The 16,863-nt window shown below is 73.2% G+C and carries 16 protein-coding genes; 9 read left to right on the top strand and 7 right to left on the bottom strand.

The genetic code is table 11. The annotated features are described in order from the left end of the window. Positions 1-6 precede the first annotated feature (6 nt). The 4 genes from BAW75_RS08200 to BAW75_RS08215 all read right to left on the bottom strand — a co-directional run bounded on the left by BAW75_RS08200 (position 7) and on the right by BAW75_RS08215 (position 3,730). Complete coding sequence (locus BAW75_RS08200) at positions 7-456, bottom strand: hypothetical protein (RefSeq protein ID WP_104113164.1); 450 nt, start codon at positions 454-456, stop codon at positions 7-9. A 97-nt stretch (positions 457-553) separates the two neighbouring features. Beyond that, positions 554-901 (bottom strand): DUF779 domain-containing protein, encoded by a 348-nt coding sequence (locus BAW75_RS08205; RefSeq protein ID WP_104113165.1) that lies wholly within the window; start codon positions 899-901, stop codon positions 554-556. After that, positions 901-2,406 carry an aldehyde dehydrogenase gene (gene adh, locus BAW75_RS08210; RefSeq protein ID WP_104113166.1) on the bottom strand — a complete coding sequence of 502 codons (1,506 nt, stop codon included), beginning with the start codon at positions 2,404-2,406 and terminating at the stop codon, positions 901-903. Before adh ends, BAW75_RS08205 begins: the two co-directional genes overlap by 1 nt. 40 nt (positions 2,407-2,446) lie before the next feature. After that, positions 2,447-3,730, bottom strand: a complete 1,284-nt coding sequence (locus BAW75_RS08215; RefSeq protein ID WP_104113209.1) for a sigma-54-dependent transcriptional regulator family protein — start codon at positions 3,728-3,730, stop codon at positions 2,447-2,449. Between the two features lie 235 nt (positions 3,731-3,965). Between BAW75_RS08215 and BAW75_RS08220 the strand changes: the two genes are divergently transcribed. The 6 genes from BAW75_RS08220 to BAW75_RS08245 all read left to right on the top strand — a co-directional run bounded on the left by BAW75_RS08220 (position 3,966) and on the right by BAW75_RS08245 (position 10,396). Next, on the top strand, positions 3,966-4,631 hold the full coding sequence (locus BAW75_RS08220) for a response regulator transcription factor (RefSeq protein WP_104113167.1): 666 nt from the start codon (positions 3,966-3,968) through the stop codon (positions 4,629-4,631). Beyond that, the gene (locus BAW75_RS08225; protein ID WP_104113168.1) at positions 4,628-5,680 is read left to right on the top strand and encodes a sensor histidine kinase; all 1,053 of its coding nucleotides are present in this window, start codon (positions 4,628-4,630) and stop codon (positions 5,678-5,680) included. The genes BAW75_RS08220 and BAW75_RS08225 overlap by 4 nt, the downstream gene beginning before the upstream one ends. A 116-nt stretch (positions 5,681-5,796) precedes the next feature. Beyond that, positions 5,797-7,899, top strand: coding sequence for a pyridoxal-phosphate dependent enzyme (locus BAW75_RS08230; RefSeq protein WP_104113169.1), 2,103 nt, complete (start codon positions 5,797-5,799; stop codon positions 7,897-7,899). Then, positions 7,896-9,029, top strand: a complete 1,134-nt coding sequence (locus tag BAW75_RS08235) for a D-alanine--D-alanine ligase family protein (RefSeq protein WP_104113170.1) — start codon at positions 7,896-7,898, stop codon at positions 9,027-9,029. The genes BAW75_RS08230 and BAW75_RS08235 overlap by 4 nt, the downstream gene beginning before the upstream one ends. Then, entirely contained in the window at positions 9,026-9,661 is a 636-nt protein-coding gene (locus BAW75_RS08240; protein ID WP_104113171.1) for a M15 family metallopeptidase, read from the top strand. Before BAW75_RS08235 ends, BAW75_RS08240 begins: the two co-directional genes overlap by 4 nt. A gap of 75 nt (positions 9,662-9,736) precedes the next feature. Beyond that, on the top strand, positions 9,737-10,396 hold the full coding sequence (locus BAW75_RS08245; RefSeq protein WP_104113172.1) for an RlpA-like double-psi beta-barrel domain-containing protein: 660 nt from the start codon (positions 9,737-9,739) through the stop codon (positions 10,394-10,396). A 67-nt stretch (positions 10,397-10,463) separates the two neighbouring features. On the opposite strand, the gene gabT is transcribed toward BAW75_RS08245, so the two are convergent. Next, a complete protein-coding gene (gabT, locus tag BAW75_RS08250; protein WP_064447722.1) occupies positions 10,464-11,735 on the bottom strand; it encodes a 4-aminobutyrate--2-oxoglutarate transaminase in 1,272 nt (423 codons plus the stop codon). Positions 11,736-11,740: 5 nt separating this feature from the next. Then, positions 11,741-13,177, bottom strand: coding sequence for a gamma-aminobutyraldehyde dehydrogenase (locus tag BAW75_RS08255; RefSeq protein WP_104113173.1), 1,437 nt, complete (start codon positions 13,175-13,177; stop codon positions 11,741-11,743). Positions 13,178-13,319: 142 nt separating this feature from the next. On the opposite strand from BAW75_RS08255, the gene BAW75_RS08260 reads away from it, so the two are divergent. After that, positions 13,320-14,759 carry an aldehyde dehydrogenase family protein gene (locus tag BAW75_RS08260; RefSeq protein ID WP_104113174.1) on the top strand — a complete coding sequence of 480 codons (1,440 nt, stop codon included), beginning with the start codon at positions 13,320-13,322 and terminating at the stop codon, positions 14,757-14,759. A 10-nt stretch (positions 14,760-14,769) separates the two neighbouring features. Here BAW75_RS08260 and BAW75_RS08265 read toward each other — a convergent pair whose 3' ends face one another. Next, entirely contained in the window at positions 14,770-16,005 is a 1,236-nt protein-coding gene (locus tag BAW75_RS08265) for an SUKH-3 domain-containing protein (RefSeq protein WP_104113175.1), read from the bottom strand. 78 nt (positions 16,006-16,083) lie between these two features. On the opposite strand from BAW75_RS08265, the gene BAW75_RS08270 reads away from it, so the two are divergent. Together BAW75_RS08270 and BAW75_RS08275 are read left to right on the top strand one after the other, a co-directional pair. Beyond that, on the top strand, positions 16,084-16,497 hold the full coding sequence (locus BAW75_RS08270; RefSeq protein ID WP_043326418.1) for a YbaB/EbfC family nucleoid-associated protein: 414 nt from the start codon (positions 16,084-16,086) through the stop codon (positions 16,495-16,497). 3 nt (positions 16,498-16,500) lie between these two features. Continuing rightward, positions 16,501-16,857 (top strand): hypothetical protein, encoded by a 357-nt coding sequence (locus tag BAW75_RS08275; protein WP_104113176.1) that lies wholly within the window; start codon positions 16,501-16,503, stop codon positions 16,855-16,857. Positions 16,858-16,863: the final 6 nt, after the last annotated feature.

Genomic DNA, 16,863 nt, shown 5'->3' on the forward strand with positions numbered 1-16,863 from the left:
ACACGGTCAGGGGCGGGCGCAGCGGGGGCGCAGGCGTACGGGCTCGGTGGTTTCGGTGATCGAGTTGGGCTCGATCACCAGGCGGGCGATCGTGGTGGCCGGGCCGGGGCGGAACCTGCCCTGGTCGGCGGGGATGGTCGCGGTCCAGGTGCCGGCGGTGCGCTCGTCGGTGCACGCGCCGATCACGCCGAACCCGAAGCCGGTGACCGAGCCGCGCCGTACCCGCTGCTCCAGGTGCACCTCGATGTAGGCGAGGCCGCGCTCGGCGCCGCAGTCGAACCGGCCGCCGACGGTGGCGGTGTGCGCCCGTACGTCGGCCGTGCCGAACCAGTTGACGGAGATGCTCGGAGAGGCCGCCGGGGCGGCGACGGCGGCGCCGGGTGAGAGCCCGAGCGTGGCGGCGGTGGCCAGGGCGGTGAGGCCGGCGGCGAGCACTGGCTGTCGGACCGGGTGCATGGGCGGTCTCCTGTCGGGCGGTGGGATGCGACTCCGAAGTGGACGGCGTCAGCATCCCACCGCCGCGATGCCCGCGAGCTGCAAGATCTCGGACAGATCAGCGGTTCAGGTGGGACCGGATGAGGAACCGGACGCCCTCCGGTGCCTCCAGGGAGAAGCCGCTGCCCCGGCCAGGCACCACGTCGACGGTGAGCCGGGTGTGCTTCCACAGGTCCCACTGGGCCTTCGACATCCAGAACTCCACCGGCTCGGGCACGCCGTCGACAGTCAGCGAGGCGAGCAGCACGTCCGAGCCGCCGGTGCGGAACTCACCGGCCGGGTAGCACATCGGGGCGCTGCCGTCGCAGCAGCCGCCGGACTGGTGGAACATCAGCGGGCCGTGCTGCCCCCGCAGCGACCGGATCAGGTCGGCCGCCGCGGGGGTCACTGTCACGGTGTCGCCCATCAGAAGAAGCCGAGCTTCTTCGGCGAGTAGCTGACCAGCAGGTTCTTGGTCTGCTGGTAGTGCTCCAGCATCATCTTGTGGTTCTCCCGGCCGATGCCTGACTGCTTGTAGCCGCCGAACGCCGCGTGCGCCGGGTAGGCGTGGTAGCAGTTCGTCCAGACCCGGCCGGCCTGGATGGCGCGTCCGGCCCGGTACGCGGTGTTGAGGTCCCGGGTCCACACGCCCGCGCCGAGCCCGTACAGCGTGTCGTTGGCGATCTTCACGGCGTCGTCCAGGTCGGCGAAGGAGGTCACCGACACCACCGGGCCGAAGATCTCCTCCTGGAAGATCCGCATCGAGTTGTCGCCCTCGAAGATCGTCGGCTGGACGTAGTAGCCGCCGGAAAGCCCGCCGCCGAGGTCGGCCCGCTCGCCGCCGGCCAGGACGCGAGCGCCCTCCTGCCGCCCGATGTCCAGGTAGGACAGGATCTTCTCCAGCTGGTCGTTGGAGGCCTGCGCGCCGACCATCGTGTCGGTGTCCAGCGGGTGCCCCTGCTTGACCGCCTTCGTCCGCTCGACGGCGGCGGCGAGGAAGTCGGAGTAGTGGCCCTGCTGGATGAGCGCCCGGGACGGGCAGGTGCACACCTCGCCCTGGTTGAGGGCGAACATGGTGAAGCCTTCGAGAGCCTTGTCCAGGAAGTCGTCGGAGGCGGCGCTGACGTCGTCGAAGAAGATGTTCGGGCTCTTGCCACCGAGTTCCAGCGTGACCGGCTTGATGTTCTCGCTGGCGTACTGCATGATCAGCCGCCCGGTGGTGGTCTCGCCGGTGAACGCCACCTTCGCCACCCGCGGCGAGGACGCCAGCGGCTTGCCCGCCTCGACGCCGAAGCCGTTCACCACGTTGATCACGCCCGGCGGCAGCAGGTCGCCGATCAGCGAGAGCAGGTAGTGGATCGAGGCGGGCGTCTGCTCGGCCGGCTTGAGCACCACCGCGTTGCCGGCGGCCAGCGCCGGGGCGAGCTTCCACACCGCCATGAGGATCGGGAAGTTCCACGGGATGATCTGCCCGACCACGCCGAGCGGCTCGTGGAAGTGGTAGGCGACGGTGTCGTCGTCGAGTTCGCCGAGCGAGCCCTCCTGCGCCCGGATCGCCCCGGCGAAATAGCGGAAGTGGTCGATCGCGAGCGGGATGTCGGCGGCGAGCGTCTCGCGTACCGGCTTGCCGTTCTCCCACGTCTCGGCGATCGCCAGGGACTCCAGGTTGTCCTGCATGCGGTCGGCGATCCGGTTGAGGATCAGCGAGCGTTCGGCGACCGACGTGCGGCCCCACGCGTCGGCCGCGCCGTGTGCCGCGTCCAGCGCCTTCTCCACGTCCTCGGCGGTGCCCCGGGCCACCTCGCAGAAGGTCTGCCCGGTCACCGGGGTCGGGTTCTCGAAGTACTTGCCACCGTGCGGCTTCACGTACTCGCCGCCGATGTAGTGGTCGTAGCGGGACTGCCAGTGGGTGGGGGCGTCGTAGCGCGTCATGGGTACCTCCGCCGTCCGTCTGGGGTGGATGGCGGGCAGGCTAGTTTCCAGGACGTTGCAGGAACGTTGCGCGCGGCAGCGCGTACTCCTCGGCGAGCTGGCGGGCCCGCGCGAGCGCGAGCGGCCGGCGGGGCGCGCCCGGCGGCAGCGCCCGCGCCAGGGCCTGCCAAGCGGCCAGATCGTCGGCGCCGGCCGCCGTCGCGGTCCAGGCCGCGAGCAGCCCCGGGTCGCCGCCGGCCAGCACGGCGGCGCGCAACTGGCCGTCGACCAGGCGGCGCAGTCGCGCGACTCCCGGTGCGTCCGACAGGGGCAGCAGGGGCCCACGGTACGCGCGCAGCGCCGCCGCCGGATCGCCACGTTCCAGCAGTTCGGTGACGGTACGGAAGTCGGCGCGCACGGTCGGGCGCAGCCGGTACGGGCGGGAGTCGAGCAGCTCCTCGCCGAGCACGCGGCGCAGCCGGGACAGCTCGGCGCGCAGCGTGACCGGGTGCCGCCTGGCGTCGCCGTAGAGGTCGAGGCCGAGCTGTTCCCCGGTGCGCCCCTCGGGATGGTCGACGAGCAGCACCAGCAGCTCGCTGTGCCGGCGACCGAGCCGGATGCGCCGGCCGCCGACGCGCAGCTCCGCCTCGTCGCGGCCGAGCGCCGACACGTACGCGACGTCCGGCGCGGCGGGCGCGACGCCGGCCAGGAACGCCTCGGCGGCCCGGGCGGTGGCCCGGACCAGAGCCAGGCTCTGCGGGTTGGCCAGGTGGTCCCCGCCGGTGATGTCGACGGCGCCGAGCAGCGCGCCGCTGACCGGGTCGTGGATCGGCGCGGCGGCGCAGGTCCAGCGCTGCACCGGCCGCACGAAGTGCTCGGTGGCGAAGATCTGCACGCCGTGGTCGACGGCGAGGGCGGTGCCGGGCGCGTTCGTGCCGGCGTGCGCCTCGTCCCAGCGTGCGCCCGGTACGAAGTTCATCCGCTCGGCGTGCCGCAGCACCCCGGGGTGGCCCTCCACCCAGAGCAGCCGCCCGGCGGCGTCGCAGACCGCCATCAGGTGCGCGCCGTCCTGCGCGATGCCGCCGAGCAGGTCGCGGAAGAGCGGCATCACCCGGGCGAGCGGGTGCGCGGCGCGGTACGTCTCCAGCGCGTCGTCGGTGAGGTCGACCGGCGCGGTGGCCTCCGGGTCGAGCAGCGCGGACCGCTCCCAGGAACGGGCCACCACCTCCCGGACCCGGCCTGATGTGGTGCCGGCGGTGAGGAACGCCTCGTGGGCGGCACCGACCTGCGCGATCCGCTCCGCCGGATCCGCGCCGAACTCCAGGGCGAGCCACGGGTCAGCCACCAGCGCCTCCTTCCACCCATCGTGACCCACCTCACGCCCGAGCGCCAATGCGTGATCCGGGTCACTTCCGCGGTGCTCGCGCCGCCCGCGGACCGGACGAACGGCCCAGACGGCCGTACGCCGGTTGTCGCAGCGTGGCCCGCGTGGAGGATGGCTGCTGCGGACGCTTACAGAACCCTTAACTCCGGCCTGCGAAGGTGTGCCGGACGACGAGGGAAGACACGGGGAGCGCAAGGTGCGGGTGCTGGTGGCGGACGACGAGCGGCTCTTGGCGGACACGGTCGCCGAGGGGCTGCGACGGTTCTCCATGGCTGTCGACGTCTGCTACGACGGCGACGGCGCGCTGGAACGGATCGGGGTCAACCGGTACGACGTGGCGGTGCTGGACCGGGACATGCCCGGCGCCACCGGCGACGAGGTGTGCCGGAGCCTGGCCGGGTCCGACGCCGGCACCCGGGTGCTGCTGCTGACCGCAGCCGCCGGCATCCGGGACCGGGTCGCCGGCCTCGGGCTGGGCGCCGACGACTACCTGACCAAGCCGTTCGCGTTCGCCGAGCTGGTGGCGCGGGTCCAGGCGATCGGCCGCCGGTCCACGCCGGCGCTGCCGCCGGTGCTGGAACGGCACGGCGTGGTGCTCGACGTGGCCCGGCACACCGCTACCCGGGACGGCCGCCCGCTCGGGCTGAGCCCGAAGGAGTTCGCCGTCCTGCACGTGCTGATGCGGGCCGGCGGCCGGGTGGTCAGCGCCGAGGAGCTGCTGGAACAGGCGTGGGACGAGTTCGCCGACCCGTTCACCAACGCGGTCCGGGTGACGGTGATGACCCTGCGCAAGAAGCTCGGCCAGCCGTCGGTCGTCCACACCGTGCCGAAGGCCGGCTACCGGATCGGCGAGCCGGAATGAGCCCCCGTCGCCGCATCCTGCTGGTCGGGCTGCTCGCCCTGCTCGCCGGGTTCTTCGTGCCCAACATGGTCAAGTCGCTGCTCGAACTGGTGTGGGGGCAGGCCCAGTGGTTCTGCGGCCTGGCCACCATCGGCGCGGTGTGCGAACCGGGCCGCCCGTTCGTCCCGCTGTTGCCGCTGCTGGTCCAACTGCTGGTGCTGGTGGCCGCCGGATTCGCGGTGTGGGGAGCGGCCCGCTGGTGCCTGCGCCCGGTGCGCGACCTGGCCGCCCCGATGGCGAACCTGGGCCCGCAGAACCTCGGTTACCGCATCCGGCATCGCGGCCGGGACGAGCTGGCCGGGCTCGCCCGCGCGATCGACGCGATGCTGGACCGGGTCACCGCCGGGTACGAGGGGCAGCGGCGGTTCGCCGCGAACGCCTCCCACGAGCTGCGTACGCCGCTCGCGGTGCAACGCACGCTGATCGAGGTCGGCATGGCGCAGTCGCTCACCGGTGAGCAACTGGAGCTGCTGACCGCGCAACTGCTCGCCACGAACGAACGCAACGAGCGGCTCATCGAAGGGCTGCTGGCGCTCAGCGAGAGCGACCAGGGCCTGCGGTCCTCCACCCCGCAACGCCTCGAACAGATCGTCAGCGGCGTGCTGGTCGCGTACGCCGACCGGGCCGCCGAGGCCGGCGTGACGGTCGAGACCCGGCTGTCGCCCCGGATCGTGACCGGCGAACGGGTGTTGCTGGAACGCCTGGTCACCAACCTGGTGGAGAACGGCATCAAGTACAACCGCCCGGGCGGCCGGCTCGTCGTCACCGACGGCGAGGACCCCGCGCTGACCGTCACCAACAGCGGGCAGGCCGTGCCCGCCGAAGCGGTCGACGGGCTGTTCGAACCGTTCCGGCGCCTCGCCCGGGACCGGACCAACCAGGGCGGCGGCGCCGGGCTCGGCCTGGCCATCGCCCGCTCCATCACCCAGGCGCACGGCGGCATCATCGCTGCCCGCCCAGGTGACGACGGCGGCCTGCGGGTCGACGTCCACCTGCCCCACGTGGGCTGACCACCCCACATACGACTCCGGGAGCCGCCGTCGCGGCATCCCGCGATGACACCTGCCCGAGGACCGGACCGGCGGCACCGCCGCCTGCCTTGGAGAGGGCCGGAGAGGAGACCGCAGTGCCGACGCGTACCGAGGGGAGCGCACCACCCGGTGACCGGGTGGCCTGGGCCGACGTGGCGAAGGGCGCCTGCATCGTGCTCGTGGTGCTCTGGCACGTCGTCGTCAAGGACTACCTGCGCATCGACTGGCGGGCCGGCCTGCCGGTGCCGGGCGCGTGGGGGCTGCTCGGCGAGCAGCTGCTGCCGCTGCGGATGCCGTTGTTCTTCGCGATCTCCGGCATCTTCGCGGCGAACGCGGTGGCCCGCCCGTGGCGGGTGTCCGGACGGCCCCGGATCGCGCGGAACCTCTACCTGTACGCGATCTGGCTGCTGATCCACACCGCGCTGCTGGCGCTGGCGCCCGGCTTCCCGACCGACCGGGCCACCGACCCGGGTGAGTTGCTGGCCCAGCTCACCGTGACGCCCTCGAACCTGTGGTACCTGTACGCGCTGGCGCTCTACTTCGTGCTCGCCAAGGCGCTGCGCCGGGTCCGCCCGGCGGTACTGCTGACCGCCGCGGGCGCGCTGTCCGCCGTGGCGGCCACCGGGCTGCTGGACAGCCCCGGCAACCGGGGGCAGGTCTACCAGAACCTGGTGTTCTTCCTGGCCGGGGTGCGCCTGAAGCCGTACCTCACGCGATGGGCGGACGGCGCGAGCACCCGGCGGCTCGCCGGCACCGGCGCGGCGTACGCGATCGGGCTGGCCGCCATGGGCCTGGCCGGCGCGCAGAGCTGGCCCGGCGCGTACCTGTTCGTCTCCGTGCTCGCTGTGGCGTTCGGGCTGACCGCCGCCGCCCGGCTGGCCCGGCACCGCCTGGCCGGTCCGGCGCTGGCCCGGCTGGGCCGCCGCACGCTTGGTGTCTACGTGATCCACATGCCGGTGCTGGCGCTGCTCGACCGGCTCCTCGCCGCGCCGGTGGCCGGTCTGGGCGGACCCGCCCGGGCGCTGCTGGTGACCGTCTACCCGGTCCTGCTCACCGCGCTCGTGCTGGCGCTCAGCCTCGCCGCGCACCGCGGCCTCACCGCGCTCGGCGCGCACTGGCTGTTCGACCTGCCGCGCCGCCGCGTCCACTCGAATCCCGAAGGAGAGACCATGCCCCGAATCGACGGGCCGGCGCTGCCGGACCGCACACACGTCGAGGAGGCCGCCCGCGCGCTGTCCGGCCGGGTGGTGCGTACCCCGGTGCTGCACAGCCCGGTGATCGACCGCCTGGCCGGCACCCGGATCCTGCTCAAGGCGGAGAACCTCCAGGACGGGGGCTCGTACAAGATGCGCGGCGCGATGCTGGCGGTGGGCCGGCTCGCCGCCGCCGGGCACACCGGCGTGGTCACGCAGAGCACCGGCAACCACGCCGTCGCGGTGGCGCTGGCCGCGCGCCGGCACGGGCTGGCCGCCACTGTCGTGCTGCCGGTGGACGCCGCGCCGGTCAAGGTGGACCGGGCGCGGGCCGCCGGGGCCCGGGTGGTCCGGGCCGGCACCACGGTCGAGGAGCGCCTCGCCGTCGCCCGGCGGATCGCCGAGGTGGAGGGCCACCCGCTGGTCGACGCGTACGACCACCCGGACGTGGTGGCCGGGCAGGGCAGCGCCAGCCTGGAGCTGATCGAGGAGGCGGCGCGGCGCGGCACACCGCTGGACGCGCTGGTGGTGCCGGTGGGCGGGGGCGGCGGCATCGCCGGGGCCTGCCTGGCCGTGGCCGGAACGCCGATCCAGGTGTACGGCGTGGAGCCGGTCGGGTGCGACTCGCTGGCCCGCAGCCTGGCCGCCGGACGGCCCACACCCGTCGCCCCGGCGCCGAGCCTCGCCGACGGGCTGCGCCCCGGGTGCGTCGGCGACCTGCCGTTCGCGGTGGCCCGCACCGGTGTGCGGGGCGTGGTCCGGGTCGACGACGACGCGATCGTCGAGGCGTTCCGGCTGCTCCTGCTGGACCTGAAGGTGCTGGTCGAGCCGTCCGGCGCGGCCGCGCTGGCCGGCGCGCTGCGGCTGGACGAGGTGAGCGGTCCCGGCAGCTCGGGCGCCGGGACGCGGCGGACGGTCGGCGTGGTGCTGACCGGCGGAAACGTGGAAGCGGACCTGGTGGCCCGGCTGGCGGGCGACCCGATGACGGCGGGAGTCGCGGCATGAGGTCGACAGTGCGGATCGGTGTCCTGTTCGGAGGCCCGTCGGCGGAACACGAGGTCTCCTGCGCCTCGGCGCTGGGCGTGGCCCGCGCCCTGGCCGGGCAGGGGCACCGGGTGGTGGCGCTCGGCCTCACCCGTACCGGCGGGCTCCGGCTGCTGCCCGAGCCGGTGCTCGCGCAGCACCTCGGAACGGTGGCGGCCGGACGGGCGATCGACGACCGGCTGCCCGTCACCGGCGAGGCGGTGGAGCTGCGACGCGGGGCAGCCGCCGGCACGGTCGCGGTCACCGCCGCCGACTCCCCGGCCACTGTGCACGCCGAACTGGACGTGGTGTTCCCGGTGCTGCACGGCCCGTACGGCGAGGACGGCGTGGTGCAGGGGCTGCTGGAATCACTCGGCGTGCCGTACGTCGGGTGCGGCATCCTCGCCTCCGCCGTCGGCATGGACAAGGTGGCGATGAAGCGGGCGCTGCGCGCCGAGGACGTGCCGACGACGCCGTACGTCTGGTTCGACGAGCCGACCTGGCGGGCCGCGGCGGACCCGGAGAAGCTGGTCGTCGGGCTGCGCGGGCCGCTGTTCGTCAAGCCGGCCCGGATGGGCTCCTCGATCGGCATCTCCCGGGTCGCAGGCGGCGACGACCTGGTCGCGGCCGTGGAGGAGGCGTTCCGGCACGACCACGTGGTGCTGGTCGAGCAGGGCGTGACCGGCCGGGAACTGGAGTGCGGCGTGCTCGGCGGCTGGCAGCCCGAGGCGTCTGCGGTCGGCGAGGTCCGGGTCGCGGGCGGCTGGTTCGACTACCGGCAGAAGTACTTCGGCGACGCCGACCCGATGATCGTCCCGGCCCCGCTGCCGGACGAGGTCACCGAGCGGATCCGCGAGCTGTCGGTACGGGCATTCACCGCGATCGGCGGCTGGGGCCTGGCCCGGGTCGACTTCCTCTACGACGAGACCGCCGGCGACCTTTACGTCAACGAGCTGAACACGCTGCCCGGCTTCACCGCGCACTCGATGTACCCGAAGGTGTGGGCCGAGTCCGGCGTCGCGTACCCCGAGGTGGTGGACCGGCTGGTCGCGCTCGCCTTCACCCGGCACGCGGCCCGGCCGTCCACCGCACACCCCGGGGGTACGCCGTGATCCTCCTCTCCGACCCCCGCGTCGCCGCCGTGTCCAGCCGGGACGACGGCGAACCCCTGGTTGACCTGCGCGAGGTGCCCGGGCTGCTGGTGGACGCGCGGGCCGCCGACCCCGCCGGGGCGTACGCGCGGGTGCGGCGCGGTGTCGCGGACCGCCTGCTGGCCGCGCAGCGCGCGCTGCCGGCCGGGCTGCGCCTGCTCGTGGTCGAGGGCTACCGGCCGTACCGGGCGCAGCTCGACATCTTCACCGGCTACCGGGACGAGCTGCGGCGGCGGCACCCGGACTGGCCGGCGGACCGGCTGCACCGGGAGACCACCAAGTTCGTGTCGCCGGTCGAGGTGGCCCCGCACAGCACCGGCGGAGCAGTCGACCTCACGCTGTGTGACGCCGACGGGGTGGAGTTGGACATGGGCACGGCGCTCGACGCCACCCCCGAGGAGAGCGCCGACGCCTGCTTCACCGCCGCCCGGCACATCCCGGTGAGCGCGTGGCGCAACCGGAACGTGCTGGTGGCGGCGTTGAGCGGCGCGGGGATGGTGAACTACCCGACGGAGTGGTGGCACTGGTCCTACGGCGACAGGTACTGGGCGCTGATGACCGGGGCGCCGCACACCCGTTACGGTCCGTTGTAGCCCGTCGGTTCAGGTGAACGTTCCGGCCCTCCCGTCCGTACCACGCGGGGAACGACAGCGACGACGGGAGAGAACGTGAGGGTGCAGCGTAAGCACGCGATGGCGGCAATCGTGGCGGTGACCGCCACGGTGGCGGTCTCGGTGGGAACCGGACTGGGATTCGCGGACACCGCGCCGGTCGGGCGGTCGGCCTGCGCCGGGTCGGTGACCTTCTCGGCCGAGAGCGGCCCGCCGGCCGCGACGAGCGACAGGTTCCCGGTGGGCACACGCCTGCGGGTGACGAACCTCGACAACCGCAAGGTGGCCACGGTGACGGTCACCGGGCCGTCCGGTAGCTGCGTACTGCTCAACGCCGCCGCCATGGACCTGGTACGCGAGCCGGGCAAGAACGTCATCCGCCGCAACGTGGTGGAACGCCTCGACGGCGCCGCCGCTCCGGCCCCGGGCGCGCAGCCGGGCGAGACCCGGCCCGGCGCCGCGCAGCCGATCGGCGGCAGCGTCTGCTCCGGCGCGCTCACGTTCTTCGCCGAAGGTGGGGCGCCGGCCGCCACCAGCGGCCAGTTCCCGCTCGGCACCCGGCTGCGGGTGACGAACCTCGACAACAACAAGGCGGTGACCGTGACTGTCACCGGGCCGTCCGGTAGCTGCGTGCTGCTCAACACCGCCGCCATGGACGCCATCCGGGAACCGGGCAAGAACCTGGTCCGGCGCAACACCGTCGAGCTGATCCGCTGAATTCCCGGGTGGAACACCATGAGCCGGTCCTGGGGAAGATCGGGCTCATGGTGTTCCACGTCCGGGGTCAGCCGAAGGCGGCCGCCAGGATGTCCAGCCCTCGGCCCAGCTCGTCGTCGGAGATGACCAGCGGCGGCAGGAACCGCAGCACGTTGCCGTAGGTGCCGCAGGTCAGCGTGAGCAGCCCGGCCGCGTGGCAGGCCGCCGAGATCGCCGCCGTGGCGGCCGGGTCCGGGGTCGACGTGCCCGGTACGACGATCTCCACGGCGAGCATCGCGCCCCGGCCGCGTACCTCGGCCACGCGCGGGTCACCGGCGGCGATCGCGCGCAGCCGCTCACCCATCACCGCGCCGATCCGGCGCGCGGCGGCGGCCAGGTCCAGCTCCCGCATCGTCTCGATCGACGCGAGCGCGGCGGCGCAGGCGATCGGGTTGCCGCCGTACGTGCCGCCCAGACCGCCGACGTGCACCGCGTCCATCAGCTCCGCCCGGCCGGTCACCGCCGCCAGCGGCAGCCCGCCCGCGATGCCCTTGGCCAGCGTGATCAGGTCCGGCTCGACGCCCTCGTGCTCGCAGGCGAACCAGTCGCCGGTGCGGCAGAAACCGGTCTGGATCTCGTCGGCGACGAACACCACCCCGGCCGCCGTCGCCCACTCGCGCAGCGCCGGCAGGAAACCCTCAGCGGGTACGACGAAACCGCCCTCGCCCTGGATCGGCTCGATCAGCAGCGCCGCCACGTTCTCCGCGCCCACCTGCTTCTCGATCATCTCGATCGACCGGGCCGCAGCGGTGGCGCCGTCCAGCCCGCCGTCGCGCAGCGGGTACGACATCGGCACCCGGTAGACCTCACCGGCGAACGGCCCGAACCGGTGCTTGTACGGCATGTTCTTCGCGGTCAGCGCCATGGTCAGGTTGGTCCGGCCGTGGTACGCGTGGTCGAACACCACCACCGCCGGCCGCCCGGTCGCGTGCCGGGCGATCTTCACCGCGTTCTCCACCGCCTCGGCGCCGGAGTTGAACAACGCCGAGCGCTTCCCGAAACCACCCGGGGTCAGCGCGTTGAGCTGCTCGCAGACCGCCACGTACGACTCGTACGGCGCGACCATGAAGCAGGTGTGGGTGAACCGCTCGACCTGCGCGCGTACCGCCTCGACCACACGCGGCGCGGAGTTGCCCACGTTGGTGACGGCGATGCCGGCGGCGAAGTCGATCCACTCCCGCCCGTCCACGTCGGTGATCGTGCCGCCGCCCGCCCGGTCCACGTACGCGGGAATGGTGCTGCCGACGCCCCGCGCCACCGCCTCGACCCGGCGCTTGTGCAGCTCCTCGCTGGTGGCCATCGCGATCAGCCCTCGATGTTGTGCATGACGTGCTTGACCCGGGTGTAGTCCTCCAGGCTGTAGACCGACAGGTCCTTGCCGTGGCCGGAGTGCTTGAAGCCGCCGTGCGGCATCTCCGAGACGAACGGGATGTGCGTGTTCACCCAGACGCAGCCGAAGTCCAGCCGCCGCGTCATCCGCATGGCCCGGCCGTGGTCGCGCGTCCACACCGAGGCGGACAGGCCGTAGTCCACGCCGTTGGCCCAGCGCACCGCCTCGTCCTCGTCGGAGAAACGCTGCACGGTGATGACCGGCCCGAACACCTCGTCCTGGATGATCTCGTCGGCCTGGCGTACGCCGGAGACCACGGTCGGGGCGTAGAAGAAGCCGCGCTCGCCGACCCGGGCGCCGCCGGTGGTGACGTTCGCGTGGTCCGGCAGGCGGTCCACGAAACCGCTCACCCGGGCGAGCTGGTTGGCGTTGTTCAGCGGGCCGTAGAGCACGTCGGCGTCGTCCGGCCCGCCGGTACGGGTGTTGCGGGCCTGCTCGGTCAGCGCGGCCACGAAGTCCTCGTGGATGCCCGGCCCGGTCAGCACCCGGGTGGCCGCCGTGCAGTCCTGACCGGCGTTGAAGTAGCCGCCCATCGCGATCGCCTCGGCCGCCGCCGCCACGTCGGCGTCGTCGAAGATCACCACCGGGGCCTTGCCGCCCAGCTCCAGGTGCGTCCGCTTCAGGTCCGGCGCCGCCGCGGCGGCGACCTCCATGCCCGCGCGGGTCGAGCCGGTGATCGACACGAGCTGCGGGGTCGGGTGGGAGACCAGCGTACGGCCGGTGTCGCGGTCGCCGCAGACCACGTTGAAGACACCCGGGGGCAGGTGCTCGGCGGCGATCTCGGCCAGCAGCAGCGTCGACACCGGCGTGGTGTCCGACGGCTTCAGCACCACCGCGTTCCCGGCGGCGAGGGCCGGGGCGATCTTCCAGACCGCCATCATCAGCGGGTAGTTCCACGGCGTCACCTGGGCGCATACGCCGATCGGCTCGCGCCGCACGTACGAGGTGTGCCCGGCCATGTACTCACCGGCCGAGCGGCCCTCCAGCAGACGCGCGGCGCCGGCGAAGAAGCGCAGCTCGTCCACTGCCGGCGGCAACTCCTCCTCGGTGGTGAGCTGCCGGGGCTTGCCGGTGTTGCGGACCTCGGCGTCGACCAGCTCGGCGGCCCGCGCCTCCACCGCGTCGGCGAACTTCAGCAGCGCCCGCTGCCGCTCGGCCGGGGTGGTGTCGCGCCAGGTCTCGAACGCGGCGGAGGCGGCCTTCATCGCCGCGTCCACGGCCGCCGCGCCGGAGACCGGGGCCTGGGCGAAGGCCTCGCCGGTGCACGGGTCGATCAGGTCGGCGTAGCCGCCGTCCACCGGGTCGACGTACTCGCCGTTGACGAAGTTGCGCAGCTGCTGCTGGTCGCTCATCAGAAGTCTCCGTGAAGGTGGCCGGGGAGAGGGTCAGCGGAGGTTATCGCAATCTGACTGCCATCTTGGCTACTAAATCCGAGGCAGACAAGGGTTTGGGCAACTGTTTCCGCGTGAGCGCCTGTGGTCTAGGCTGCCGGTCGTGGAGCCGAGAGCCTTCTACGTCGCCGGTCGCCCCGCCCACGGCGAGGACGAGCTGACAGTCACCCACCCGTACGACGGGCAGCCGGTGGGGCGTACCACGCTCGCCACGGCCGACCAGGTCGAAGCCGCAGTCGCGGGGGCCGCCCGGGTAGCAGCGGAGGCCGCGGCCCTGCCCGCGCACGCCCGCGCGGCCGCCCTCGACCACGTCTCCCGCCGGCTCGCCGAGCGGGCCGACGAGGTCGCCGCGCTGATCACCGCCGAGAACGGCAAGCCGGTCAAATGGGCCAAGGCCGAGGTGGGGCGCGCGGTCTCCACGTTCCGCTGGGCCGCCGAGGAGGCCCGCCGCTTCTCCGGCGACCTGCAACGGCTCGACACCGACCCCGCCGCCACCGGCCGGATCGCCCTGGTCCGGCGGGTGCCGCGCGGGCCGGTGCTCGGCATCACGCCGTTCAACTTCCCGCTCAACCTGGTCGCCCACAAGGTCGCCCCGGCGCTCGCCGTCGGCACGCCGATCGTGGTCAAGCCGGCCCCGGCCACCCCGCTCACCGCGCTGCTGCTCGGCGAGATCGTGGCCGAGACGGACCTGCCCGAGGGCATGTTCTCGGTGCTGCCGCTACCGAACGAGCGCGCCGCCGAACTGGTCGCCGACCCGCGCCTGCCGGTCGTGTCGTTCACCGGCTCCGGGCCGGTCGGCGCGGCCATCCGCCGGGCCGCCCCGGACAAGCACGTCACGCTGGAACTCGGTGGCAACGCCGCGGCGGTCATCTGCGCGGACTGGTCGGCGGACGACGACCTGACGTTCGCCGCACAGCGCATCGCCACGTTCTCCAACTACCAGGCCGGGCAGTCCTGCATCGCGGTGCAGCGCGTCTACGTGCACGAACGGCTATACGACGGCTTCCTGCCCCGGCTCGTCGCGGCGGTACAGGCGCTGCGTACCGGCGACCCGCGCGCCGAGCTGACCGACGTCGGCCCGCTGGTGTCGGTCGAGGCGGCGCAGCGCGTCGAGACCTGGGTGGACGAGGCGGTCACCGCCGGCGCCGTTGTCGAGACCGGCGGGCGGCGCGACGGCGCGACCTACCCGCCCACAGTGCTCAGCGGCGTACCCGCCGACGCGAAGGTGTGCGCCGAGGAGGTGTTCGGACCGGTGCTGGTGGTCGCCCCGGTCGCGGACGACCGGGCCGCGTTCGCCGCCGTCAACGACTCCGCGTACGGCCTGCAGGCCGGCGTCTTCACCCACCGGCTCGACGTGGCGTTCGACGCCGCCCGCACGCTCGAAGTGGGCGGTGTGATCGTCGGGGACGTGCCGTCGTACCGGGCCGACCAGATGCCGTACGGCGGGATGAAGGGCTCCGGCGTCGGGCGGGAAGGGCTGCGCAGCGCGATGGACGACTACACCGAGCCGCGGGTGATGGTGCTGACGGGCGTGCCTCTCTGATCGCTCGGCCTCACCAGGTGCCGTCGTCGCGGACCCGGGCGGGGGCGCGGCCGAGCAGCAGGGTGGTGAGGGCGGCGTCGATGTCGGCGCCGAGGAACCACTCGCCGGCCTGGTCGAGGGCGAAGATCCGGCCGTGCTCGTCGACGGCGAGGATGCTCTCCTGACGTTCGCTGCCGAGCGGGAAGAGGCGCGCGCCGATGACCGCGCCGAAGTCGGCGAGAGAGTCGGCGCTGTGCGCCACCTTTCGCGGTCGTATCTCGAAGCGCGAGATCCACACCGCTTCGCCCGGACCCTGGCGCGCGGTCACCAGGCCGGGAAAGGCGGTGAGTGTCGCCAGCGCGGCGGGGAAGGGGGCATGGGTGTGCTTGGTGCCGCTGACCTCGGTGACCTTACGGACCGAGGTGGTGGCGGAGACCTCGTCGCCGAAGTGCGGGCGCCAACCGGCGATCACCAGCGCGTTCGCGACCTCGGTGGGAAACCGGCCGGGCTCGGGGGGTGTCTGTGGCTCGGACTGCCATTCCTCGGCGTAGGCCAGTTCCGGCCAGGGAAGCACGTTGACGTGCACGAGGAATCTGATGCACGACTCGCAGCGGAGGTCGGCCGGACCACCCGCCGGGTCACCGGGCTCGCGCACCCGGAAGCTCTCGATCCGGCTGGTGCCGAGCAGGTCGCGGGCGTCCTCGATGGTCAGTGGCGGCAGACCCTCGGCGGCCCGGCGGTGGTCGTGCTCGTACAGCGCGTCGGAGACCACGATCATCTCGGCGTGCCGCTCGCCGCCCCGCACCAGATGGCCCGGGGTCAGGTCGTCCAGGTAGGACTGCACCAGCGGATGGTGCCGGACCTCGACATCTCCTTTGGCACCCTGCGCGACGTGCCGGCGGCCGTCGAGCGTGAGGTGCGCCGTCGCGCCCGGCGTGGGCAGCCGGGTCAACTCGCGCAGCAGTTGGGCGGCCGGGTCGACGGCGCGCGGCGCACGGGGTTCATCGGGCCGCTGCTGCCGGTACAACGCCTCGACCGCCGGCGCCGGAATCCGCGGCCAGGTGGAGACCTCGCCGGTCTCCTTGTCGATGACTGTGGTCGGCAGGTCGCCGGGCAGCGCCCGGGCATCGGCGGACACAGTGGACAACACCACGTAGCCCAGGTCGAACTCCTCGACCACCGGCGTGCAGGGAAAACCGAGGCGGTCGGAGTCCCGCCGGGCCCATACCGAGGCGATCTGCTCGGCCTGCTGTCGCTCGATCACCACTTGAAATTACCGGACCCCACGGATTTCGTGGCACCCGGTATGGTCGGGCCTACCCACGGTGACGGAAGGGGTGTGGCGGTGGCCGAGAGTGCGGACCGGGATGCGAACCGTGCACTACGCGCGCGATTCGACGAGGTGTACGGCCAGTACCAGCGGTTGCGGTCCGGTCTGGACGAACTTCAGGTCAAACTGGCCGAGCTGCGGGTCACCGAACGCTCCGACGACGGTCAGGTGACCGCTGTGGTCGGCGCGCGAGGCGAGCTGATCAGCGTCGAGGTGAGCCCTGCCGTCTTCCGGGACCGGGATGCCGGAGGGCTGAGCCGGAAGATCACCGAGACCGTGCTGCGCGCCTCCACGGCCGCTGTCACCGCCACCCGTGAGCTGGTCTCCGGCTATCTGCCCCCGGGTTCACCGTCGGTCGAGTTCCTGCGTACCAATGACTTCGGCGCGCTGCTCGGCCGGGCCGACGCCGTGCTGGCACGCGGCGAGTGACAGGTGGCCGGGGGAGAGATCTGGCTGGACCCGGACCGGGCCCGGCGCGGCGGCGCCGACCTGACCCTGTCCGGTAAGGCGATGAGCGCGGCCCGGCGGGAGACTGGCGACCCGATCGTGGCCGCGAGCGACCAGCGACCCTGGGGCCGCGACGACATCGGCGCCGCCTTCGACAAGCACTACCAGGGCTACGCCGAGACGCTGCTGCGGGCGTGGGAACAACTCGGCCGGTCGCTGGAGGTCCTCGGGTCGGACGTCGTCCGCTCGGTCGCGGCCACCGTGGAGACGGACCTGAGCAACGCCCGTGACCTCGGAAAGATCCCCCAGCAGGGCCACAACCCGCGTCGGCCCTGGCGCTGACCACCG

The organism is Micromonospora chalcea (assembly GCF_002926165.1).
Classification (GTDB): Bacteria; Actinomycetota; Actinomycetes; order Mycobacteriales; family Micromonosporaceae; genus Micromonospora; species Micromonospora chalcea.